At 29.3% G+C, this 24,555-nt stretch carries 22 protein-coding genes; 16 read left to right on the forward strand and 6 right to left on the reverse strand.

Features of this window, described 5'->3' with window-relative positions; all coding sequences use genetic code 11:
• Window positions 1-24: 24 nt before the first annotated feature.
• From ECAJ_RS04545 to bioD, 4 genes are all read right to left on the reverse strand, one after another.
• On the reverse strand, window positions 25-807 hold the full coding sequence (locus tag ECAJ_RS04545; protein WP_011304992.1) for a HesA/MoeB/ThiF family protein: 783 nt from the start codon (window positions 805-807) through the stop codon (window positions 25-27).
• A 3-nt stretch (window positions 808-810) separates the two neighbouring features.
• Entirely contained in the window at window positions 811-1,407 is a 597-nt protein-coding gene (pyrE, locus tag ECAJ_RS04550) for an orotate phosphoribosyltransferase (protein WP_011304993.1), read from the reverse strand.
• A 26-nt stretch (window positions 1,408-1,433) separates the two neighbouring features.
• Window positions 1,434-2,507 (reverse strand): recombinase RecA, encoded by a 1,074-nt coding sequence (gene recA, locus ECAJ_RS04555; protein ID WP_011304994.1) that lies wholly within the window; start codon window positions 2,505-2,507, stop codon window positions 1,434-1,436.
• A gap of 588 nt (window positions 2,508-3,095) precedes the next feature.
• Window positions 3,096-3,782: a dethiobiotin synthase gene (bioD, locus tag ECAJ_RS04560; protein WP_044262233.1), complete on the reverse strand. Its 687-nt coding sequence runs from the start codon at window positions 3,780-3,782 to the stop codon at window positions 3,096-3,098.
• Window positions 3,783-3,866: 84 nt separating this feature from the next.
• On the opposite strand from bioD, the gene ftsY reads away from it, so the two are divergent.
• Window positions 3,867-4,799, forward strand: coding sequence for a signal recognition particle-docking protein FtsY (gene ftsY, locus ECAJ_RS04565; RefSeq protein ID WP_011304996.1), 933 nt, complete (start codon window positions 3,867-3,869; stop codon window positions 4,797-4,799).
• A gap of 57 nt (window positions 4,800-4,856) precedes the next feature.
• Here ftsY and icd read toward each other — a convergent pair whose 3' ends face one another.
• Window positions 4,857-6,305, reverse strand: a complete 1,449-nt coding sequence (icd, locus tag ECAJ_RS04570) for an isocitrate dehydrogenase (protein ID WP_011304997.1) — start codon at window positions 6,303-6,305, stop codon at window positions 4,857-4,859.
• Window positions 6,306-6,600: 295 nt separating this feature from the next.
• Here icd and recJ point away from each other — a divergent pair, with 295 nt between their 5' ends.
• Window positions 6,601-8,355, forward strand: a complete 1,755-nt coding sequence (gene recJ, locus ECAJ_RS04575; RefSeq protein ID WP_011304998.1) for a single-stranded-DNA-specific exonuclease RecJ — start codon at window positions 6,601-6,603, stop codon at window positions 8,353-8,355.
• A 1,535-nt stretch (window positions 8,356-9,890) separates the two neighbouring features.
• Window positions 9,891-11,081 (forward strand): CCA tRNA nucleotidyltransferase, encoded by a 1,191-nt coding sequence (locus ECAJ_RS04580; RefSeq protein WP_011304999.1) that lies wholly within the window; start codon window positions 9,891-9,893, stop codon window positions 11,079-11,081.
• Window positions 11,082-11,532: 451 nt separating this feature from the next.
• On the opposite strand, the gene ndk is transcribed toward ECAJ_RS04580, so the two are convergent.
• Window positions 11,533-11,958: a nucleoside-diphosphate kinase gene (gene ndk / locus ECAJ_RS04585; protein WP_081425148.1), complete on the reverse strand. Its 426-nt coding sequence runs from the start codon at window positions 11,956-11,958 to the stop codon at window positions 11,533-11,535.
• Window positions 11,959-12,202: 244 nt separating this feature from the next.
• Between ndk and ECAJ_RS04590 the strand changes: the two genes are divergently transcribed.
• The 13 genes from ECAJ_RS04590 to ECAJ_RS04655 all read left to right on the forward strand — a co-directional run bounded on the left by ECAJ_RS04590 (window position 12,203) and on the right by ECAJ_RS04655 (window position 24,545).
• Window positions 12,203-12,850 carry a helix-turn-helix domain-containing protein gene (locus ECAJ_RS04590; RefSeq protein WP_011305001.1) on the forward strand — a complete coding sequence of 216 codons (648 nt, stop codon included), beginning with the start codon at window positions 12,203-12,205 and terminating at the stop codon, window positions 12,848-12,850.
• A gap of 227 nt (window positions 12,851-13,077) precedes the next feature.
• A complete protein-coding gene (locus ECAJ_RS04595) occupies window positions 13,078-13,968 on the forward strand; it encodes a P44/Msp2 family outer membrane protein (protein WP_011305002.1) in 891 nt (296 codons plus the stop codon).
• Between the two features lie 757 nt (window positions 13,969-14,725).
• On the forward strand, window positions 14,726-15,553 hold the full coding sequence (locus ECAJ_RS04600) for a P44/Msp2 family outer membrane protein (protein ID WP_011305003.1): 828 nt from the start codon (window positions 14,726-14,728) through the stop codon (window positions 15,551-15,553).
• A gap of 106 nt (window positions 15,554-15,659) precedes the next feature.
• Window positions 15,660-16,106 carry a hypothetical protein gene (locus ECAJ_RS04605; protein WP_011305004.1) on the forward strand — a complete coding sequence of 149 codons (447 nt, stop codon included), beginning with the start codon at window positions 15,660-15,662 and terminating at the stop codon, window positions 16,104-16,106.
• A gap of 10 nt (window positions 16,107-16,116) precedes the next feature.
• A complete protein-coding gene (locus tag ECAJ_RS04610; RefSeq protein ID WP_011305005.1) occupies window positions 16,117-17,067 on the forward strand; it encodes a P44/Msp2 family outer membrane protein in 951 nt (316 codons plus the stop codon).
• A 15-nt stretch (window positions 17,068-17,082) separates the two neighbouring features.
• Window positions 17,083-17,934, forward strand: a complete 852-nt coding sequence (locus tag ECAJ_RS04615; RefSeq protein ID WP_011305006.1) for a P44/Msp2 family outer membrane protein — start codon at window positions 17,083-17,085, stop codon at window positions 17,932-17,934.
• Window positions 17,935-17,950: 16 nt separating this feature from the next.
• On the forward strand, window positions 17,951-18,745 hold the full coding sequence (locus ECAJ_RS04620; protein WP_011305007.1) for a P44/Msp2 family outer membrane protein: 795 nt from the start codon (window positions 17,951-17,953) through the stop codon (window positions 18,743-18,745).
• 14 nt (window positions 18,746-18,759) lie between these two features.
• Window positions 18,760-19,629, forward strand: a complete 870-nt coding sequence (locus ECAJ_RS04625) for a P44/Msp2 family outer membrane protein (RefSeq protein ID WP_011305008.1) — start codon at window positions 18,760-18,762, stop codon at window positions 19,627-19,629.
• 24 nt (window positions 19,630-19,653) lie between these two features.
• Entirely contained in the window at window positions 19,654-20,490 is an 837-nt protein-coding gene (locus ECAJ_RS04630; protein ID WP_011305009.1) for a P44/Msp2 family outer membrane protein, read from the forward strand.
• Between the two features lie 560 nt (window positions 20,491-21,050).
• Window positions 21,051-21,920 carry a P44/Msp2 family outer membrane protein gene (locus ECAJ_RS04640; RefSeq protein ID WP_011305011.1) on the forward strand — a complete coding sequence of 290 codons (870 nt, stop codon included), beginning with the start codon at window positions 21,051-21,053 and terminating at the stop codon, window positions 21,918-21,920.
• 8 nt (window positions 21,921-21,928) lie between these two features.
• Window positions 21,929-22,768, forward strand: a complete 840-nt coding sequence (locus tag ECAJ_RS04645; protein ID WP_011305012.1) for a P44/Msp2 family outer membrane protein — start codon at window positions 21,929-21,931, stop codon at window positions 22,766-22,768.
• 9 nt (window positions 22,769-22,777) lie between these two features.
• The gene (locus tag ECAJ_RS04650) at window positions 22,778-23,623 is read left to right on the forward strand and encodes a P44/Msp2 family outer membrane protein (protein WP_011305013.1); all 846 of its coding nucleotides are present in this window, start codon (window positions 22,778-22,780) and stop codon (window positions 23,621-23,623) included.
• A gap of 22 nt (window positions 23,624-23,645) precedes the next feature.
• Complete coding sequence (locus ECAJ_RS04655) at window positions 23,646-24,545, forward strand: P44/Msp2 family outer membrane protein (protein ID WP_011305014.1); 900 nt, start codon at window positions 23,646-23,648, stop codon at window positions 24,543-24,545.
• Window positions 24,546-24,555: the final 10 nt, after the last annotated feature.

The following is a 24,555-nucleotide window of genomic DNA, read 5'->3' on the forward strand; positions in this document are numbered from 1 at the left end:
AAAATTTAAGTAAACATCTATTAGCTAAAAACATAATCTACTTTCATAATAATTGTAATCATAAGGATCAACTCTTACATTGTCACTACATGCTATGCATACATCATTTTTTTGAAACTTATACTTAGAAAAATCATTAGATTGTAAATCTATTCTCTGCAACTTTCCTACTAAACTATCTTCAATTCCCAACAAATATTTTATAACTTCTGAAGCTGCAATACTACCGACTACTCCTACAGTCGGTCCTAATATTCCAGCATTAGCACAATTTAAATGGGAACTCATATATTGACATTCAAAAAAGCATCTTAAACAAGGCTTACCACGAGGAAAAATTGTTAATATCTGCCCAGTAAATCCAATTGCTGCACTATGTACTAAAGGTTTACCAATCAAAACAGCTGCATCATTAAGAAACAATTTTGTAGCTAGTCGATCTGTACAATCTACAATTATATCTATATCCTTAAAAATACTTTCAAAATTTTTAGGAGTAACAAAGCTATTTAGTATTTGAATATTAATATCAGAGTTAAGTGACCTTATAAACTCTTTAGCTTTTGCAACTTTACTTTGATTAATATCACTTTCTTTATAAATCACTTGCCTATTAAGATTGGACAACTGGACTGTATCATCATCACACAATACCATATGACCAATACCAGCAGCAGCTAGTAAAGGAATAACTACACTACCTAAACCACCACACCCCACTACCAGCACATGACTACTATTTAATTTTTTCTGACCTAATTTCCCTATCTCTGGAATAAGAATTTGTTTCTTATAACGGTCAAACACTAACTATTCCTGTAAATACCTACTTCCTGGAATCGAGACAGGTATTTGTCGCAAATATTCTGGAATGTCCTCATCAACATAACTTTTAATATTCAACTCAATTAAACTAATTATAGGGAAAGGCAGTTTAATATCTCTACTACGTTTAACCAAAGCTGCACCTGCAACAACAGTACCGCCATTTTTCTTTACACAATTTACGACTTCCATAGAAGTTTTTCCAGTTGTAATGACATCTTCTACAATTAAAACCTTACTTCCTTTTTGAATCTCAAAACCACGACGTAATACAAAAGCACCATTGACACGCTCACAAAACATATTAATAATACTCAATTGTCTAGCAATTTCATAGCCAATAGTAATAGCACCAATTGCTGGAGCAACTATCAAATCTATGTTTGGCAAAACTCTATCAATTTTTTTCGCAAGCAAAGCACAATACTTTACTGCAAGATTAGGATTCTCAAACACCCTGGCACACTGTACGTATGTATCACTATGCAACCCAGAAGATAACACAAAGTGACCATTTATTATCACTCCCATTCTAGTAAATTCATCACATATAGCATCATTATTTAATAAATCTACTTCCATACCACTCCTTAAAAAATTGTTTTTCCTTAAAAAATTGCTTCTTCTACCTCATGAAGATTATCACTACCTTCTGTATTAAAACAAGTCACATCACTATCACTTGCTAACATATTTCTTATTTTTTGTTCTATTTCATCTGCAGTAGTATAATTTGTCTTAAGATAAGATTTTGCATTTTCTTTACCCTGACCTAGACGTATGCCATTATATGAGTAATATGCACCAGCTTTCTCAATAATATTAAGCTTTACACCCATATCTATAATTTCACCAACTTTTGAGATGCCTTCATTATACATTATATCAAAGTCCACCTGCTTAAAAGGAGGAGCTACCTTATTTTTAACAACCTTTACCTTAGTTTGATTGCCAATAATTAAGTCTTTATCTTTAATTGCACTTACTTTGCGTATATCCAATCTTACAGAACTATAAAATTTCAACGCATTTCCACCAGTAGTAGTTTCAGGATTTCCATAAACTACACCTATTTTCATACGTATCTGATTAATAAAAATAAGCACACAATTTGCTTTTGATACAATAGAAGTTAATTTCCTTAAAGCATGACTTAACAATCTCGCTTGTAAGCCCATATGCTGATCACCCATATCACCTTCTATTTCTGCCCTAGGGGTTAATGCAGCAACAGAATCTACTACTATCACATCAATAGCACCTGAACACACTAAATATTCAACTATATGGAGTGCTTGTTCACCAGTATCAGGTTGAGAAACAATCAAATCACCAGTATTTACACCTAATTTACGTGCATACATTATGTCCAAAGCATGTTCAGCATCAATAAATGCACAATTTCCGCCTTTTTTTTGTGATTCAGCAATTACATGTAAAGCAAGAGTTGTTTTACCAGAGCTTTCAGGTCCAAAAATCTCAACAATTCTGCCTTTAGGAAATCCACCAATACCTAAAGCCGTATCAAGTGCAATTGAACCTGTAGAAATACTATCTATTTTTTCAATAGCACCCTGCTTTAACTTCATTATTGCACCACGACCAAAAGCTTTTTCAATTTGACTAATTGCATTATCCAATGCTTTCTGTCTTTCTTGGTTCAAATTTTTACTATCAGACATAATTAAATTTTATAAGATTTAAGAAAAGCTAAACATTCTTAATATTAATTGTCAAGCTCTAAATCATGACACTATTTATTCCAAAAATATGACAAAATAAAGTATTAGCAAAGAACCTCAATATTTCAAAAAAATACTGAAATAGTACTCAAATTTATCAACAACATACATTATAGCTTTTTTTTTATTATGTTAGTAATTGCTAAATAATGCCTTTGTCACTAATGCTATAATAAAATCGGAAGCGCATATTTACTAATATTTGTCAACTGACACGTGAAGAATATTAAAATATTAGTACAACTTACATTGTTGTCATTTATAGTCTATGTTGTTGTGACAGAGCACATAGAGAATGAGTAGGTGAAAAAATATAATTCAACAAGCAACAGAGGTAAGTGTAGGGTTTATACCTTAATTTCTACTACTTATATTAATCCAACATTGAATAACCATAACCTATGTCCAAAATATCAGATTAGATAACTATTTTACTATACTGACTTTGAATATATAAATTAATACTTCTTTTGAAATGTAATAAACACACAATTAAGTTACAAAGCAATTTGCATCACAATATGAAGACTAAAATTTATCATACAAATTTAGAAAATTCACTATATCATCTGACGTTTTTTCCCACAGATCAAAACTACCTGCAACATAATGCTGAACATATACAGACTTACCCGTATATTCATAAATAAATTTCACAATATCATCAACATTAGTATCACCTTCATTTTTAATAGTAAGCACTACTTTTACACTCATACCAGACAATACACGTAGTGCTGTCAATGTATGACTTATACTACCTAAATAAGATCCAATAACCAAAATTACTTTGACATTTAAATCACATATCAAATCTAAACAAGTTCTGTCATCTGTAATAGGTGACATAACTCCACCAACTCCTTCTATGAATAAATTATCATAAGACTGACTAATGCACTGATAACAAAATTCTAAAATTTCACTATAGTTCAACTCAATATTTTCTAACCTAGCAGCTATATTAGGAGCATGAGGATAACATAATCTCCAAGGTGAAATTCTTGCGATATTACTACTATTACACTCAATATTTAAACTACACAGTATTTTATATGTATCATTATTCAAAATATCAGTATCATTCCATCCACTAATAACAGGCTTTATTGCTTGTACTATTTTACCACGCTTAATAAAATGCCAACACAACGCTGTTGTAACAAAAGTTTTTCCTACATCAGTACCAGAAGATGTAATAAAATAAGCTGACATTTCATACATCAAACAATATAATTCACTTAGTGTATATTATATAAACACAATCCACAACTTTTTAGAAATAAGGACAATTTGATTATGGCAGATACAAACAATAAGGGATTTCTCAATAACATTAAGAAAGGCTTATTCAAAACTTCATCAAAATTAAGTGATGGCATAAAAAAAATTTTTTCTAGTGAAAAAAAAATTGATCAAGAAACATTAGAAGAGTTAAAAGAATTACTCATTACAGCAGACGTTGGATACGAAAATGCCTCATTACTTACACAAAAACTTGCAGAAATAAAATTTAACGAAGTAGATTACAGCATAGTAAAACAAAAATTAGCAGAATCTATAGAAGACATTTTACTACAAGTTGAAAAACCATTATCTATTAATAACAAACCACATGTAATTATGATATGTGGTACAAACGGAAATGGTAAAACAACAACTATAGGGAAATTAGCACATAAGTTCAAAAATGAAGGTAAAAAAGTATTAGTTGCAGCATGTGATACATTCCGTGCAGCAGCTACTGAACAATTAATAGTATGGTCACAAAAAGTAAATTTTCCAGTAGTAACAGGTAACCAAGGCGCAGATGCCGCAAGTATAGCATATCAAGCAATGCAACAAGCTTTAAATGATCAGGTAGATGTTTTATTAATTGATACAGCCGGAAGATTACATAACCATAAAAATTTAATGGAAGAACTGGCTAAAATTAAAAGGATCATAGGTAAACATGACAATAATGCACCTCACAACGTCATATTAATATTAGACGCAACAACTGGTCAAAATGCCATTCATCAAGTTGAAGCTTTCTCACAATTTGTAAATATTAGTGGATTAATAATGACTAAATTAGATGGTACAGCAAAAGGTGGAGTAGTAATAAAAATAGCACAGAAATACAAGCTCAGTATTCATGCAATTGGGATTGGTGAACATGTAGAACAACTCCAAGACTTCTCAGCAAAAGAATTTGCTATAGGATTACTTGATATAGAAAACACATAACAATTCATGTGTTATTTTATAAACAACTATAGTAATTACAACAGCTACTAAAGTATATTACATAGTGAAAAATCCAGGTTGATTGTCGTACAAATACAATTTTTCCATTTTTACAACATCTATTTTCTTTTTACTCATGTCAAAAAGTAATTGATTAACATGCTCATTAACAATCTTATCACTTTGACCCTTCATATAAAACCTACAACATATTTGGTCCATATAAGAAAGGTTTGCATTAGAAGATTCGTCAGGCCAAATTTCCAATCCTTTACTATGAATCAGCACAAGTTCTAATTTATCATGCGTAACACCTTGAATATTACTAATTAACTGCTTTAAATTTAAATCTGCACTATCACAACTAATACTCAGATCTACTCCAACAAGAACTTTAGTAGCATAAGATGGCTTATATGTATAAGATATACCTGATTCACCTGCGCTATTTTGAAATATAGACTTTGGAAATTGAGTAGGGGATTGCCCAAAATTATCAATAATCGCCTTGGCAAAACCCATAGTAGAAACTTTTCCCTTACTGACCTGACTTTGGTAAATATCTGCAGTATGCATACCATCTTCTAAAGTTTTAAGTAATGCATTATATATCAACTCTGCCTTATCAAACTTCTTTAAATAAATTAACATTTGTATAGCTGCATTTAGTAAGCCAGAAGGATTAGCTATGTTTTTCCCAGCTATATCTGGTGCTGACCCATGCACGGCTTCAAACATTGCATAATTATCACCTATATTAGCACTACCAGCAAGACCGATAGAACCTGATAACTCAGCAACTATATCAGATACAATATCACCATAAAGATTAGTAGTAACTATAACATCAAAATTTTCTGGGTTAGCAGCTACTTTTGCCATACCAATATCAACAATATAATGATCTGATGTGATACTAGGATAATTTTCCGCAATTTTTGAAAAAGATTTATGAAAAATTCCATCTGTCATTTTCATAATATTATCTTTTATCAAACAAGTAACCTTTTTTCTATTATGAACAGTAGCATAGTGAAATGCATAATTACATATCCTTTCTGACCCTGATCTTGTAATTACTTTTGAACATTGATACGTATCACTTGTTAACCTATGTTCTATGCCAGTATAAGTATCTTCTTCATTTTCCCTAATTATTACTATATTAAGATTAGGATATTTTGTCTTTATTACAGGATGATAAGAAATACATGGCCTAATATTTGCATACAGTCCTAATTTCTTCCTCAATGTTACATTAAGACTCTTATGACCTTGTCCTTGTGGAGTCATAGTAGGAGACTTAAGTAGTACTTTTGTCCTAAAAATAGAATCCCAAGATGAAGGAGCAATACCAGAAGACCATTCCTTTTTATATAAATTATGTCCTACTTCTATAGTTTCTATAACTAAACCTGACTCTGCTTCACTCAAGATTAATAGTACAGCTTCCATAATTTCTGGGCCAATACCATCTCCATAAGCAACCGTGATTGGGATTGACATTATATTTCTTCCACGTTCAACAACAATTCAATAATAATTAATAACTTTGATTATATAAACAATGTAACATTAAAAACAACAAAAATATATCAAATTAAGACCACAGGACATACAGTCATATAAAGTATTTACATTTCCTATTTATTAATTTAACTCAATTTTTACTAAAAACTATATTTCAAATTCAGTGTAAATAACCTTCATTATCAATACATAAAATATTATGATATCAAAAATATATCTATAGCAACCACAAACAGCAATGCTATAATACTATTTTTTTAATTAGCGTTATATGCTACATTGCAACTTAGAAAATTCAGAATATATTGGAGTAACAGGTGCATTGTGGAAACCTCACAATGTAAATCTTCGTGACATTTTAACAATCAAACAAAAATTTTGTCTATCAGAAATTGCTGCAAGAGTATTATCAACAAGAAAAATAAGCATAGAAGAAATTCATGATTTTTTATATCCTACATTAAAAGCATCGCTACCTGATCCTTTTCATCTTTTAGACATGGATAAAGCAGTGAATAGGATTTGTGAAGCAATATATAACAAAGAAAAAATAGTAGTTTTCGGAGATTATGACGTTGATGGTGCAACATCATCTGCATTAATAAAGCAGTATCTTACACAAATAGGTGTTCCTACAACAATATACATTCCAGATCGCATATGCGAAGGATACGGGCCAAACACTCAAGCACTGCTTAAATTAAAAGAAATTGGCAACAGCTTATGCATAACTGTTGACTGTGGAACCATAGCACATGAACCAATATCTGCAGCAAAATCAGTAAATCTAGATGTAATAGTTATTGATCATCACATAGGTATGAATACACTACCAGATGCAATTGCAGTGATTAATCCTAACCGCCTAGATGAAAATTCTCCATACACATATTTAGCAGGGGTTGGTGTATCATTTTTAATGCTTATAGCACTAAACAAAACTTTAAAAGAAAAGGGATTTTTTACAAACAACACTGAACCAAACCTAATAAACTACTTAGATTTAGTAGCACTGGGAACTGTATGTGATGTTATGCCAATTATTGGGTTAAACAGAGCTTTTGTAAAACAAGGCCTAAAAATTATTGCAACAAGACAAAATATAGGTCTTAAAGTTTTGTCTGATGTTATTGGATTAGAAGAAAAACCTAATGTTTACCAACTAGGCTTCAGCATAGGACCACATATCAATGCAGGAGGAAGAGTTGGCAATGCAAGTTTAGGAGCAAGATTGTTATCAAGCAATAATGAAGAAGAAGCTTTAGAAATTTCAGAAAAATTGCAAAATTTTAATTTAGAAAGAAAAGAGTTAGAACATCAAAGTTTCAATGAAGCAGTAGAACAAGCAGAAACTCTTATGTCAACAAATACAAATTTAATTATTGTTGCAGGAAATTGGCATCCAGGAATAATAGGCATAGTAGCAGGAAGACTTAAAGATAAGTTTTTCCTACCAAGTATAGTAATTTCATTAAACAACGGAATTGGTAAAGCAAGTGCTAGATCGATACCAGATGTAGATTTAGGTGCAGCTATTTTATCAGCAAAGTTAGAAGGAATCATCACTGAAGGAGGAGGACATGCAATGGCTGCTGGTTTCTCCATAAATGAAGATAAGATTAAAACGTTATACGAATTCCTTTCACAAAGATTTCATAATATTAACAAACAAAAAGTATTTAAAGTAGATGGCGTTATCACTGCATCAGCAATTAATCTGACTTTATGGAAAGAACTACAATTTTTGGAACCATTTGGCATAGGTAATCCAGAACCAAAATTCATTTTAACAAACATAAAAATAAAAAATCCAGAAATTATAGGAGATAGCCATATAAGATGTTTAATCTATGACAATAAAACTTTTATCAAAGGCATCTGTTTTAGATGTGTAGACACAGAATTAGGTTTAGCTTTGTTAGAACGCACTGCAGTTATGTTATTAGGCAAAATCAGTGTAAATTATTGGCGCGGTAACGAAAACATACAGTTCATAATAGAAGATGCTATAACAAAAAACTATTAAATTTAAAAGTTACTGTAATACAAAATACATTGCAATAGAACGTAATTCTTAAAAGAATTAAGATAATTGCAGAATTAGTACACATAACATACAGAAGAACTGCTTAGTAGCCTGTAAAATTTACTGTACTAATCCCGGTTTAAAATCATACATAAAAATAAAAGCGTGTATGCTACAATAGTGAAGTTCCAGCAAATACTAAAACCTAATAGATCCTATTATTATATTAGAAATTCCAATATCTATTTTTTATAATCTACAGAACTATAATACCAAAACATACAATATATATCTTACTAATGGACTACTCCTATCAAATAATACACAAAAACAAGAGTGTGGATATCACAACAGTCAAATTATAGTAAATATTAAACTTAATAGATACTAAGATTATACTAGAAATCTCAATATACTTAAACGAGGAATCAATATCTATCCTTTATAATTACAAGCACTAGAACACTAAACACATACAAAGGCACTGAGCACACTTGTCAAATTATAGTAAATACTAAACTTATAATAGATACTAAAATTATATTAGAAATCTCAATATACCTAAACGAGGAATCAATATCTATCCTTTATAATTACAGAACTAGAACACTAAACACATACAAAGATACCAAGGACTTGCTAAGTTCATTGTACTACTTCTATCAAAATCTTACACAAAAACAAAAGTGTAGTCTCTATAATAGCAATACCTTTATCTCATTAAGTATTAAAAATTTAACAGACGGTACAACTTATATTAGAAGTTTAAATACAATATAATACAATACTTTAAAAGACACTAATATATTCCTTCTGTAACCTATAGTTATACTATAGTATTGAGTAACTTTCTAAATTCACCAGGTTTATTCAAAACTATGCATACAAACATAAACTCTACAAATGGTCACACTTAAGTATAAAACATTCAACAAATGCTATAACAGCATTAGTAGTTCTCAAACAATAAAACAAAACTTCAACATGTCTAAAAAAATCTTTTAAACAAAATCAAACTCTATTTTTATAATTTACAACACTAGAACCACAATACATGGACAGATACTGAGAGATTTGCTAAATAGGTTTTTCTATCAAAGTTATCAACAAAAACAAAATGTAGATAAAGAATCATATTTTTATTCTGTTAAGTATCTAAGTATTAAAAAAATTAATAGAGGCTAAACTATATGAAAATCCAATGCAATTATACAAAATACTTTACATAAGTAAAAATGAAAGGAACTAACATCTTCTTTTTATAATCTACATATTTACTTAACAAACAGAAAAACATTGAGCAATTTCCTAACACTATAGGACTAAGCTTACTCAACGCCATTCATAACAACAAACTATACAAATAGTCATATTCTATTAAGTATTAAAAACCCTAACATACGCTATGATTATATTAGCATGTTCTAACATAACAAAATACAAAGTGTTTGACAATCAATGAAATTTAAAAAAACAATACAATACTATCAATATTTATATTAACATTTTTCTTATTTAATAACCTAACGCTATAAATGTACGACACTCTTGTAAGCAATGATGATATTCTATCAATCATAAATGCAATAAAAAAATTTCAAGGAGAAATCAGGCTAGTAGGTGGCTGTGTAAGGGATAATATGCTAAAAAGACAAACTACAGACATCGACTTCGCTACCACATTATTACCCAATCAAATCGTAGAATCTCTTACTACAGCTAATATTAAAACAATTCCAACAGGTATTAAACATGGTACAATAACTGCAATAGTGAACAATACAGCATATGAAATAACTACACTAAGATCAGATATCAATTGTGACGGAAGACATGCTGAAGTAAAATTTACAAATAATTGGAGACAAGACGCTTCAAGACGAGACTTTACTTTTAACGCTTTATACTGCGATGAACAAGGAATAGTGTATGATTACTTTTCTGGTATTGAAGATTTAGAAAAAAAACAGTTGAATTTTATTGGAGACCCAGAGATTAGAATAAAAGAAGATTATTTACGTATACTTCGAGCATTTAGATTTTATACTTCTATATGTAGTAAAAATACATTAAGTGATCAAATAATTTACTGTTGTACAAAATACTCATCTTGCATTAACAAATTATCTAAAGAACGCATTCGTGATGAATTTTTTAAACTTTTATCTTACGCAAACTTAACTAATACATTAAAAATTATGCAAAAATGTCAAGTATTAGAAAAAATCATCCCTTTTGACATCACACCAGACATAATGTCATCTGATATCTTATCAAATACAGATCCACTAACAAAACTAGCAGCTTTGCTAAGAACAAACAAATGTTCACTAGACACAATTAAAGTCTCATTGTGCTTGTCAAATCATGATCAAAAAATACTTGCATTACTATTAAATAATAATTTGGAACTTCCACTTTCAATTATTGAACAACAAAAATATATTAATAAGCTAGGTAAAAAAGTATACTGCAATTTAATGAAAATAAGGCATGCAGAGTTAAACTTAAATCATCATGATCTAGTACAATACATTGAATATGCCGACAAATTTATTATTCCAGAATTTCCCATCTCTGGAAAAGACTTGTTCAACATAGGATACCAAGAAGGAAAAAACCTTGGTAAGACTTTAAAAAAAATAAAAGATTTGTGGGAAGACAGTTCATATCAACTCACAAAATCCCAACTATTAAATCATGCTAAGGAATTATTAGAAAAGTAAGAACCAACTGACGGTTTCAAAATAGGAAAATGATTAGTACATACGAAAAACAAAGTAACCTACAATACACAATAAAATAAACGATCATCTAATTAAAAATTTTAGAGAAAAAACATACAGCAACATAAACTTTTAAACATTAAAGCTTTTTAAAATAGCATTCAACTGTAATACAATAAAACTTAACAATTACTAAGATTATCAATTAGCATACCACTTTTGCTTTTTTATCACTAATATACTCATTAACAGAACATATTTAACACACAGAGCAAACTATAATAAGCTAAGTACCTACAAAGATTCATTGCTTAAATATAAAAAAATTTTGATAAAAAAGCTTACTTATATACCTACAAACACCTAAAAATAACTTGATAAACTATAATAAAGAAGTCATGACTAAACTATTGAAAATAACTAACTAAGTAATTAACCTGACGTATACTAATTACTTTAATGATAAAAGTTCATAATCACTAAAGAAAAACCTTATTTCTCTTACAGCATTATCTAAACTATCTGACCCATGAACACAATTTGCATCTATATTCTCAGCAAAATCCCCTCTAATAGTTCCAGGATTTGCCTTTTTAGGATCCGTAGCACCCATCAGTTCTCTATACAAGCTTATAGCATTTTCCCCCTCTAATACTTGAACAATTATCGGACCAGATACCATAAAATCAACAAGAGGTATAAAAAAATGCTGTGATTTATGTATTGCATAAAATTCTTCAGCTTGAAAACGCGTCAGCAGGCACATCTTCTGCGTAACTATTTTTAGTCCTGAATTCTCTATATATGAATTAACCTGTCCAGTAATGTTACGCTTTACCACATCTGGCTTTAATATAGATAAAGTTCTTTCTAACAAAATAATCTCCATACATAGAAACAAACTGAACTCAATATTTTAATGTAGATTATCAATCCAATCAATATAAAAAATCAGGAAAAAGTATATTATACTTCATAAAGCATAATATGTTATTTCTGATATTACACAATAAATATTCTACTTTAACCAACTCAATGGTATATATCCATTAAATAACTATTGCATTCACTTTATGCATGATTTATCTTACATAGTGTTGCTTTATTATAGGAAAACGATTATGTCCATACATGCAAAAAACAAACAAAACAAACCAGAATATGCAAATGAAATAAAAGCACATGACCCTTTAATCGAAGATTTGATAGAAAAAAACATACAACAACATAAATTTACAGGTGAAGGAATAAGACTTGATGTAGATGACTATGCTTCTAAAAATTTTAAGAAAGAAGGTGCTGAATCTACAAAAGAGTTAAAAAGCGCAACAAAGGTTAGACCACATCCAGTTGACGAGTGTGTTGGAAAAGAGATAAAAAGACAACGCATTATGAGAGGTATGAGCCAAAATCAGCTTGCAAATAAATTAGGAATCACATTCCAACAAGTACAAAAATATGAGAAAGGAACAAATCGCATAGTAATTAGCAGACTATACCAGCTTGCAAGTGTACTCAATGTTGAAGTAAGAGATATCATGTTAAAATTACAAGAAGATCTAAAAAATATCTCATGTGACAATCCTATCACACCTCCACATGCACTCAGAGACAACGAAGAAAAGTTCTTACCGGAATTTAACGATAGCAAGATAGATAGCAAAGAAGTTTTAATGATGGTTAGAGCATACACTTGTATAAAAAATGAAAAAGTACGCAACATAATTTATAATTTAGTTAAGGCACTATCTTTAGACAATAAATCATAAATTAATAAGTTACAGTTTATTATTTAGGTCATATTATAAAAATTATAATAATTTAGTAGGTTTATTATGGTTATACAACATATTTATTAATTTATCATGTACGTGTTGATTATGATATGCTAATAGTCTTTACAAAAATGTTAGCACAAGAGTTAAATTATGCGTGTTACGTAATACACTTAGGTTTATAAAGTATTATTTTTGACTTAAAGCATGGTTTTATTAATATGAAGTTATTATATCATTTGGATAATATTATGATTAAATTCTCAGCTATAGGAATTGTTTTTTCCTTTATAGCATTATTTGCACCTAATGCTTTTCCATCACCAGTTCCTATTGACTTTTCAAATGAAAGTGAGATGGCTGGTTTTTACGCAAGTGCGCAATACAATATAGGTTTTCCTAGATTTAGTCCAATCTCTGCAAAGTACAAAACCGATGAAAAGTCAGAAAAAGAATTAACTTTATTTAGCCTAAAAGAAGAAACTGAAACAATAGATCTAAAAAAAGCAGGAGATTTTAAAAAAGGCTACAGTCCTGTATACAATAGAAACTACACAGGATTCTCCGGAGCTATTGGATACTCAGGCGGCGGGCTCAGAGTTGAATTAGAAGGATCATTTACAAGATTCGATGTTGACAAACAAAAATATAAAAACCCTGATGGACATCGGTACTTTGCATTAAGCAAAGACTCAGAGATTCAAAATAGTAGCAGTGGTAGCAGCAGTAATAATAAGGATTATGTAGTGATGAAAAACGAAGGGTTTAATGCTATTTCTTTAATGTTTAACGCTTGTTATGACATGATAATTGGTAATTCTTCTTTAGTACCAAACGCTTGCATTGGTATAGGGCAAGGAATAATTAGGTTTTTAGGCGGTACAAATATTCATACTCTATTTAAAGCTAAGTTAGGGTTAGGATTTTTAATTTCACCAAAAACTATCCTATTTGCAAATGGATATTATGTGAAAGCTAAGGATAATGCTTTTACTAATTTATCAGTTCAATATCCAGTTGAAATTTCTGCAGCACCAAAACATATAGATCCTATTGTTTATTTCAATGCAGACAATTATGGTTGCGAAGTTGGTTTAAGATTTATCTTGTAACTTTTACAAAGTATGCACCTTAGTAGGGTTAAGAATTACTTAAATTGAAAGTCAATTGCTGTGTTAGTTATTAGTAGTATGTGATACAAAACATTATGTTTTTAATAAATTATATAGTAAAATTATAGAAACAACCTAAATACTTAAGTAAAGTTGGATTGAATATTTTCTAAGTTAAGTAATTCTTAGCGTATTGTTTTTACTAAAAAACAACAAGTTATATTATTTAGTTAACAATTATCATTATACACAAAATATTTTAATGATAAATGTTTTACATAAATTAAGTTGTTAAAATTCAACTGTTTTTAATAAATGTTTTTATAATCCAAAAATAAAAAATCTGCTCTTTTACAATAACACAATTATTTCTACTAACTCAGATAATGAAAATTATAAACATATTACTTAAAAATCAAAGCTTTTTGCATTTACCTGATTAAAAATAAACGAGTAAAAAAGCTATTTATTAAAATAAAATCACATTATATTTTGTACAAGAATCACATATACCAACCACTCAAGATATATTCTAATAAACATCATCTATTATTTGACTGTATTTAACAACTTTTTTTAAACACTCCTTTTATAAGATAAGCAACTATTGTGAATCATTATATGCTACACTTTCAATAACATTTAAAATATGTTGTAAAAATATAATAATTAGTTTTGTTGACTTAATTAATTTTTAGTATATTTACTTATAGTTGTAAACGTGTAGTTACTTGAAAATTATTAAGGTTTAGATTGCATGAATAATAAACTTTCCCTTCTTTATATTGCATTAATATTATTTACATCACATGTTTCTTCAGCATTGGTTTTAAACGATCACAATCTTGTATATTTTGGTATTCAATATAAACCAGCTAGGCATCATCTATCAAATCTTCTTATCAAAGAAAGTAAGTCAGATGTTGTAGAAGTGCTTGCACTGAAATATGATGCAATAGGTAGCCCATTGGACAGCACTAAAGAGGTAAATAATTTTACCATAAAATACAATCCACATTATGATAATAATAGGTTAGGGTTCTCTGTAATATTTGGCTATTACTACAATAAAAATTTTAGGATAGAATCAGAAATTTCCCACGAAATTTTCCAGCTAAAAAATGAAGGACATAAAAGAGTTGGATTCGAGAAATATTTTGCACTAAAGTTTGCTCCACCGTCATCTACGCAAGGGTATAGACATGTTACTTTAATAAACAATGGTATTTCAACCACTTCAGCTTTAATTAATGCTTGCTATGATGTACTCATACCTGCACATAATATAATAACATATTCATGTTTAGGGTTTGGAATAGATATAGTAGATTTTCTAAGTAAATACACTACAAAGTTTTCACATCAAGGCAAGCTAGGAGCTAGCTACCCTATTTCTCATAGAATGTCAGTCTTTACAGAGGTTTATTACCATGGTTTATTCGGTAAAAAATTTGAGCAGCTTCCTTTAAACTATAATGCTAATACATCACCACCACAACAACCACCACACGTACATACGACTGCATCAGCTATATTAAGTATTGGGTATTATGGTGGAAGTGTTGGAATAAAGTTTATATTGTAAAAATATTTTTTGACAAATTTATATTTGTCTTTATATGTATATAAGTATAAAATAATATTTTAGTGTGTTTATTACTTATTAAGTAAATATGTAAAAAGGTTATGCTATGAATAACAAAGTATTACAAAATGAAGTTCTACTGCTTTTAGCATTGCCATATTCTTTACACAATTCTATTGATATAGAATATAACGAGCAACCTATAAAAAAATTATCTAGGTTAAATAAAAATACTATTAAGAGTCAGTTAAAACATTTAAATTACAAGTACATCTTGTTGAAATTAAAAAAAATTTCTAGTATTGGTTGGTTTTTAAAGTTTTCAAACGACTATTCTAATAGTCAGGTAATATATTACTTACGTACAAGTCTTTCAAAATTGGTTTCCACAATTGCTTTATTTGATTTCAAAAATATTTTTCTTAATTATAAGGTATTGACAGATAGTTTAAGAAATTTTTCTGCTAACTATTACTTCAGTAAGCATCACAATATTACCAATTGTTTTTGTGTGAGTAGGGCATATTTTTACTTTCTAAGTTGCAGTTATTAAGGTTTAAGTTATGAATTATGCAAAGGTTTTTATATTAGTATGTATTATATTTCTTTTTCCTTCATTGTCCTTTGCAACTAATAATAACTATTTTGTGCACGAAATTGGAAAAAGTATAGGTCACTTCTATATAGGCGTACAATATAAGCCAGGCACACCACACTTTAATAGATTTTCAATTGCTGATGATAGCACATTCAATCTACTTGCTATTTCACACACTAAAGACTATTTGTTTTCCTATTCAACAGAAGTTCGAGGTTTATTTTCCTTACCGCAAGAGCAACAAAATCTTTTACACTATGCAACAGGAGGATCAACAACTTTAAATACATTAAAGGATAGTAATAAGTTCATTCCAGGTTATAATCCCACATATACAGACAACTTACTTGGAGTAGGTGGTATTGTAGGATACTCAATAAATAACCTTAGGATAGAACTTGAAGCTTTTTATGAGAAATTCAACATCAAAGCTCCTACTGGTTATAATTATGATACTGAGTACTTTGCTATAGCAACTGTAGTTTATAAAGGTAAAACAAAACCTGTACACTATCATTGTATGAAAAATACTGGCATTATTTTATCATCTTTTTTAGTTAATACGTGCTATGATTTTACTTTAAAAATAGCAAAAAAAATAGCCCCCTACTTATGTCTCGGAGTTGGGGGAGATTTTATTGATTTCTTAGGTCAAACAAGGCTAAAGGCCTCTTATCAAGCTAAAGCTGGTCTAAGTTATGCTATATCTCCAAATTTAACGTTTTTTGTAGATGGATCCTTTCATGGATATATGAATAATCAATTTCCCGGTTTGCTAGTGGATTATCCTACAGACATAAGTGTATCTATGCCTTCTGGTGATAATGCAACTGCTTATTCAGAATTTACTACCATGTTAGCAAAACTGAATATGATTTTCCTTGCTGGTAGTATTGGCATTAGATTTATTTCATAATAGTGAGTGGTATTTATGTATAAGTTATATTATTTAAGTTTTATAATATCATTAGCTCAGTTATTATTTTCTGGGTTTGCATTTTCAATAGATAAAAACAATAATATACATGGGTCTTATATCACAATAAAATATCAACCTACTATTTCAAATTTTAAGAATTTCCATATTAAAGAAACAGATTTTGATACAGAAGATCCTATTGGATTTGATATAATAGCACCAAACACTAATTTTGATTTTTTAAAACATAATTACAATTTTTCTGTATTATATCACAAAGATTCTTATAAGTTTTATGAGAATGATTTATCAGGGTTGGCTTTATCCATTGGATTGTTAGTAAAAAATCTAAGAATAGAGTTCGAAGGTTCTTATAAAAACTTTGATACAAAACGTCTTGCATATTACCACTCTAGAGAAGGACACAAGTTCTTTGCTATACCACGTACATCCAATTTCGGTGTTATCCCAAATGAAGATAATTATACTGTAGCAAAAAATAACGGTATATCTATTATATCTAATATAATAAATTTATGTAGCGAAACAAAATTTAAAAATTTCACACCATATATATGCTTAGGTATTGGCGGAGATTTTATAGAAATCTTTGATGTCATGAGAGTAAAATTTACTTATCAAGGAAAAGTTGGTATAAGTTACCCTATCACTCCAAAGTTAGTCTTGTCTATTAGTGGGCAATATCACAAGGTTATAGGAAACAAATTTAAATTCTTACCACTTATTCAACCTGTTGCATTAAAAAGAACAGATAATAGTCCAGAGGACAAAGATGTTACTGCGCTATTAACTCTAGATTTAGAACATTTTAGTAGTGAAATTGGTTTAAGTTTTATATTTTAGAAGTTAAAGGGACTATATGTATAACATAATAAATTATGTAATAAAATACACAATAGCATTAGCCTTTTTACTGTTACCTAGAGTATCATTTTCAATACTAATAGGTAATATAGAAAAAAGTATAAAACTCTTAAGTGTACATATCAACAGTCAATATAAACCAAGCATTTCTCAGATCAGTAACTATTTAATACAAGAAAATAATTCTAAGGAGAAAAAAATTAATATCTTAAACTTAAGTAATAATACTATTACTTACAATATGCAACTTGAAAATAGTACTACTAATTTCAGATTCATCATTGGTTATTTTTTCAAAAGATTAAGGTTTGCAGTAGAAGATTCTTATGAAGAATTTCATATAAAAGACAATGATTCATTAAAGGCAAATCTAAGTAAATATTCTTACAAAATGTATAATGAAGATTTTCAAAACTTCACTATTGCAACAGATAATAAATTATCTATTACATCTGCTATAGTTAACATTTGTTATGATATTTTGATTAACAATACTACAGTATTACCACATCTATGTACAGCAGTTGGTATATGTTCTACAGGATTCTTCAATGACATGCGTTTTAAACTTTTATACCAAAGAAAAATAGGATTAGGTTATCTAATAAATAGTAATGTTATGCTATTTTTCAATGTGTACTACCATAAAGTTATGAGGAATAAACTTAAAAATTTACTCACACAATATTCAGTTGATATCAATGCTTTTCTAGACGCTATAACTGTCCTTGCCAATACTGATATCGGTTATTTTGGAAGTGAAGTTGGAGTAAGGTTCATATTTAACTAAATAAGGTTATATCTATGTTACAAAGGCTTAATTTTATAAATATAATATTAGCATTTCTGTTACTTCTTTTTCCATTTCAATCATTCACATTATATATACATGATCATGAAATTACACAAAATGTTGGTTTGTATATAAGCAGCCAATATAAACCAAGTATACCTTATTTTAAAAACTTCCTAATAGAAGAAAATAGTCACAAAACTGTAGAATTAATGGGCCTTGCAAATGATGTTACACATGTTACAGAATATGTACTTAAAGATAATACAAAATTCAATACCCCTTATAGTGCAAAATTTAGAAATAGTTTAATAAATCTTAGTGGAGCAATAGGTTACTATTCAGGTCAAGGGCCAAGATTAGAAATAGAAGGTTCCTATGAAAACTTTGACGTTGCAAGCTGTAAGAATTGCCCAGTAAAAAACGCTAATAGGTACATTGCTTTAGTACGTGACAAGAAACCTGGAAACATTTATCCATCAGATCATAGTCGCAGTAACATGTCATACTATACTTTTATAAAAAATAATGGAATATCTATCTTATCAGTTATGATTAATGGTTGTTATGATATTGCTTTTAGTAATGTAAAAATATCACCCTATGTATGTGCAGGTATTGGAGGAGATTTTATAACACTTTTTGAAACAATGCATATTAAGTTTGCCTATCAAGGTAAATTTGGTATTAGCTATCTTGTATCTCCTTCTATCAGTATTTTTGCTAATGGCCATTATCATAAGGTTATGGATAATGTATTTAAGAATTTACATGTCAAGTATATATACAAACTTCAAGATGCACCTACTATTACTTCTGCAAGAGCTAAACTCAGAATTGGTTATTTTGGAAGTGAAGTTGGTGTAAGGTTTGTGTTTTAAAAACAATTAAAAAAAGGAATTTTTATGAATAACAAAAAATCTCTCCTAATAGGAACAATTCTATTATCATTGTTTTCATCTTTACCTATTAAAGCTTTTTCAGTTATAAATCATAGTGATATAAGTAGTAATGTTAACGGTTTGTATTTTACAGGGCAATATAGACCAGCTGTTTCTCATTTTAGTGGCTTTACAGTAAGAGAAACTAACATCGCTACTCAACAATTAGTAAGTTTAAACACAAATAAAAATGAGAATCATATTATAGAAAAAACTAATTTTTCAGGTATTTATACTGCTAAATTTCAGGATAATGCTGCAAGTTTCAGTGGAGCTATTGGGTATTCTTATCCTGAAGGTTTAAAATTTGAAATTGAAATTTCTTATGAAAAATTTGGTGTTAAAAGCACTAAAAACTATCAATCAACAAATGCTGTTATCTTTGCTTTAGCACGTCAAGCAACAAGTAGTAATCCATCTGATAATAAATATGTGGTTATGAAAAATAGTGGATTATCTGTTGCATCAGTTATGATTAATGGTTGCTACAATATGTCTTTTTATAATTTAGTAGTGTCACCTTATATATGCGCAGGTATTGGCGAGGATTTTATTGAATTCTTTGATACTTTATATATCAAACTTGCGTATCAAGGTAAGTTAGGTGTTAACTATTCACTATCTTCTAGGTTTAACATATTTGCTGATATGTATTATCACAAGGTCATAGGTAATCAATTCAAAAATTTAAATGTTATTCATGCTGTTGCTCTTGATACCTTCCCTAAAGTAACCTCTGCAATAGCAACACTTAATGTTGCCTACTTTGGTGGTGAAGTTGGAATAAGGTTTATACTCTAAGGTAACATATATGGCAACCTACATGATACACAAAGCAAAAATTATAGAACCAATGTTTTCACCATCCATTCTCACTGATTACATTATCTTATCAATTTTAAATAATGTTCAAGATCATAACAGTTTTATCATATGCATTACCAAGTTATATAAGCTTATTTTGAGTAGTATCACAAAAAAACTAATAAATGTTAAAGATAATATTGCAGTTCTTCACAATATTAATTTGTATACCTTATACAATAAGTGCTCAAAATTTAAAAGCACACAGAGTTTTTATGAAATGTACTTTTATACCAAAAACATCAAAGATAGGATATTAAACTTTAATAGTTTGTACTTTATAAAATATAATGTAACACAAAAAAACTCTAATGAATCATACTATAAATCCACTTATAAAAGTCATAACTTTTTCAATGCTACATATACAACAAGTTTCATCCATCAACATAAGTTATATACTAAGTATTCCATCACAAATCAGCATAACAAAAGTACCAAGAGTTTCAGCAATAAAATTCTGGCAAAAAATATATTAAATAATCAGGAAAATTCTTATGAATAGTAAAAAAACATTTTCTATATTAGGATCAATATTAATATGTTTAGCAGCATGCTTACCTATTCAATCTTTTTCAGAGTCAAGTAATGTTACATATAATACTAAACATACTGGATTATATATTAGCGGACTATACAAACCAAGCGTTTCCCATTTTAGTGACTTTTCAATTAAAGAAACTTATACTAACACTGAGGCATTGTTTGGGCTAAAACAAGATATTAGTTCTATTTTACGTAATAAAGAGACCACACAATATAATAACAATTTTAACGTTCCCTATACTGCAAAATTTCAAGACGACTTTGCGAGTTTCAGCATAGCTGTTGGATATATTGCTAACAATGGTCCAAGAATTGAAATAGAAGGATCTTACGAAGAATTTGATGTTAAAAACCCAGGAAATTATACAACAATAGATGCTCATAGGTACATTGCTTTAGCTAGAGAAAAAACTTCTTACTATCTAAGTTCTCCTAAAGAAAACAAATATGTAATTATAAAGAATAACGGCATATCTATTGTATCTATTATAATTAATGGTTGTTATGATATTTCTTTAAATGATTCTAAGGTGTCACCTTACATATGCACAGGGTTTGGTGGAGATTTTATAGAGTTTTTTAGTGCTATACGTTTTAAGTTTGCTTATCAAGGTAAAATAGGTATCAGTTATTCATTATCTTCTAACATAATTTTATTTACTGATGGATATTACCACAAGGTAATAAATTCCCAATTTAAAAATTTAAATGTTGAACATGTTGTTAATGAGTTAACTACAGATCCTAAAGTGACTTCTGCAACAGCATTTCTTAATATTGAGTATTTTGGTGGTGAATTTGGATTAAAATTTATATTTTAAGGAGTTTTATGAACAAAAAGAAAATTATTACAGTAGGAACAACATTAGCTTATTTATTATTATCACCTAACATATCTTTTTCAGAAGTAATCAACAATGATACTGATAAATATTCTAGACTATATATAAGTGGTCAATATAAACCAGGATTTTCTTATTTTAATAAGTTCTCAGTTAGAGAAACTGATCATTTCACTAAAGCATTAATAGGATTAAGACATGACGCAATATCTACTAAAAATTTAACAACTAATACAGATTTCAATACTCTTTATAAAGTAACATTTCAAAACAACATCATTAGCTTTAGCGGTGCTATTGGTTATTCTGATAGCACAGGTGTAAGGTTTGAGCTAGAAGGCTCTTATGAAGAGTTCGATGTTACAGACCCTGGAGATTGTATAATAAAAGATACTTACAGGTACTTTGCATTAGCTAGAAAAACAAGTGGTAATCATCCCAACGATAATGGGGAATATACTGTCATGAGAAATGATGGAGTATCCATTACCTCCGTTATATTCAATGGTTGTTATGATCTCTCTTTAAAAGAGCTAGAAATATCACCATATGTTTGCATTGGTATCGGAGGAGACTTTATAGAATTTTTTGATGCTTTACACATTAAATTAGCATATCAAGGTAAACTAGGTATTAGCTATTCTTTTTCCACTAGAACAAATTTATTTATCGATTGTTATTACCATAGAGTTATAGGTAATCAATTTAATAATTTAAATGTTCAACATGTAGTTGAGCTTACAGAAGCACCTAAAGCTACATCTGCAATTGCTACACTTAATGTTAGTTACTTCGGTGGAGAAGTTGGAATTAGACTTATGTTTTAAAGGAATATTATGAATAATAAAAGAAATTTTTTTTTAATAGGTATGTCTCTATTGATAAATCTACTATTGCCAATTGATGCCTCTTCTATGGAAGTACATAATTATACACATTTTAAACCTAGGCTGTATATTAGTGGGCAATACAGGCCAGGAGTTTCCCACTTTAGCAAATTTTCAGTCAAAGAAACACATTGTAATACTGTGCAATTAGTTGGGCTAACAAAAGATATAAAAGTAACTAATAACAGTAGTATTAACACAAATACTAGTTTTAACTTTCCTTATGTTGCAGAATTTCAAGATAACGCAATGAGCTTTAGTGGAGCAATAGGATGCTTTTATTCAGAAAACTTCAGAATTGAAGTAGAAGCTTCTTATGAAGAATTTGACGTTAAAAATCCTGAAGGATCTACTACAGACTCCTATAGATATTTCGCGTTAGCACGTGGCATGGATGGTAATAATATTCCTACAAGTCAAAAATTTACTGTAATGAGAAACGACGGGTTATTAATCTCATCTGTTATGATAAATGGCTGTTACAATGTCATACTAAATGATATACAAGCAGAACCTTACATATGTGCAGGACTAGGAGGAGATTTTATAGAATTCTTCAATGGCTTTCATGTTAAGCTAGCTTATCAAGGTAAAGTAGGCATTAGTTATCAAATATTCCCTGAAGTAAGATTATTTATTGATGGATACTACCATAAAGTAAAAGGCAACAAGTTTAAAAATTTACACGTTCAACATGTAGGTGCACTTGCAGCACTCCCTAAAGTTACATCTGCAGTTGCAACACTTAATATTGGATACTTTGGTTGTGAAGCTGGAGTAAGATTCATATTTTAATATATAAACATGGAACAATTTTATGAATAGCAAGAGTAAGTTCTTTACAATATGTACATCGTTAATATGCTTATTATCATCACCTAACACATCTCTCTCAAACTTCATAGGCAATAGTACAAAACATTCTGGATTATATGTTAGCGGACAATATAAGCCCAGCGTTTCCATTTTTAGCAAATTTTCAGTAAAAGAAACAAATACACATACAGTACAGTTAGTAGCTCTTAAAAAAGATGTTAATTCTATTTCTATGAACATCAGTAATGGTGCTACAGGCATTAGCAAAGCAACAAATTTTAATCTTCCTTATGTTGCAGAATTTCAAGACAATGCCTTCAACTTCAGTGGAGCTATTGGTTATTCACTTTTTGAACAACTAAACATTGAAGTTGAAGGTTCTTATGAAGAATTCGATGCCAAAAATCCTGGTGGTTATATTTTAAATGATGCATTCCGCTATTTTGCATTGGCACGTGAAATGGGACAAGAAAAAAATGATAATAAGCATCTTAGTCCTAAGGAGGAGCATGATATAAGTAAAACATATTACACAGTCATGAGAAATAATGGGTTATCTATATTATCTATTATGATAAATGGCTGCTATAATCTACCTCTCAATGATTTATCAATATCACCTTATTTTTGTACAGGAATAGGTGTAGATGCTATAGAATTTTTTGATGCACTGCATCTTAAACTTGCTTTGCAAAGTAAAATAGGAGCTACTTACCAATTATCAGACAACATTAGTTTATTTACAAATGGATATTACCATCAAGTAATAGGTGATCAATTTAAAAACTTAAAAGTCCAATATATAGGTGAACTTAAAGAGAACCCGAAAATTACATCTGCAGTTGCTACTCTCAATGTTGGATACTTTGGAGGTGAAATTGGAGTAAGACTCACACTTTAATACAATTAAA

The organism is Ehrlichia canis str. Jake (assembly GCF_000012565.1).
GTDB classification, from domain to species: domain Bacteria; phylum Pseudomonadota; class Alphaproteobacteria; order Rickettsiales; family Anaplasmataceae; genus Ehrlichia; species Ehrlichia canis.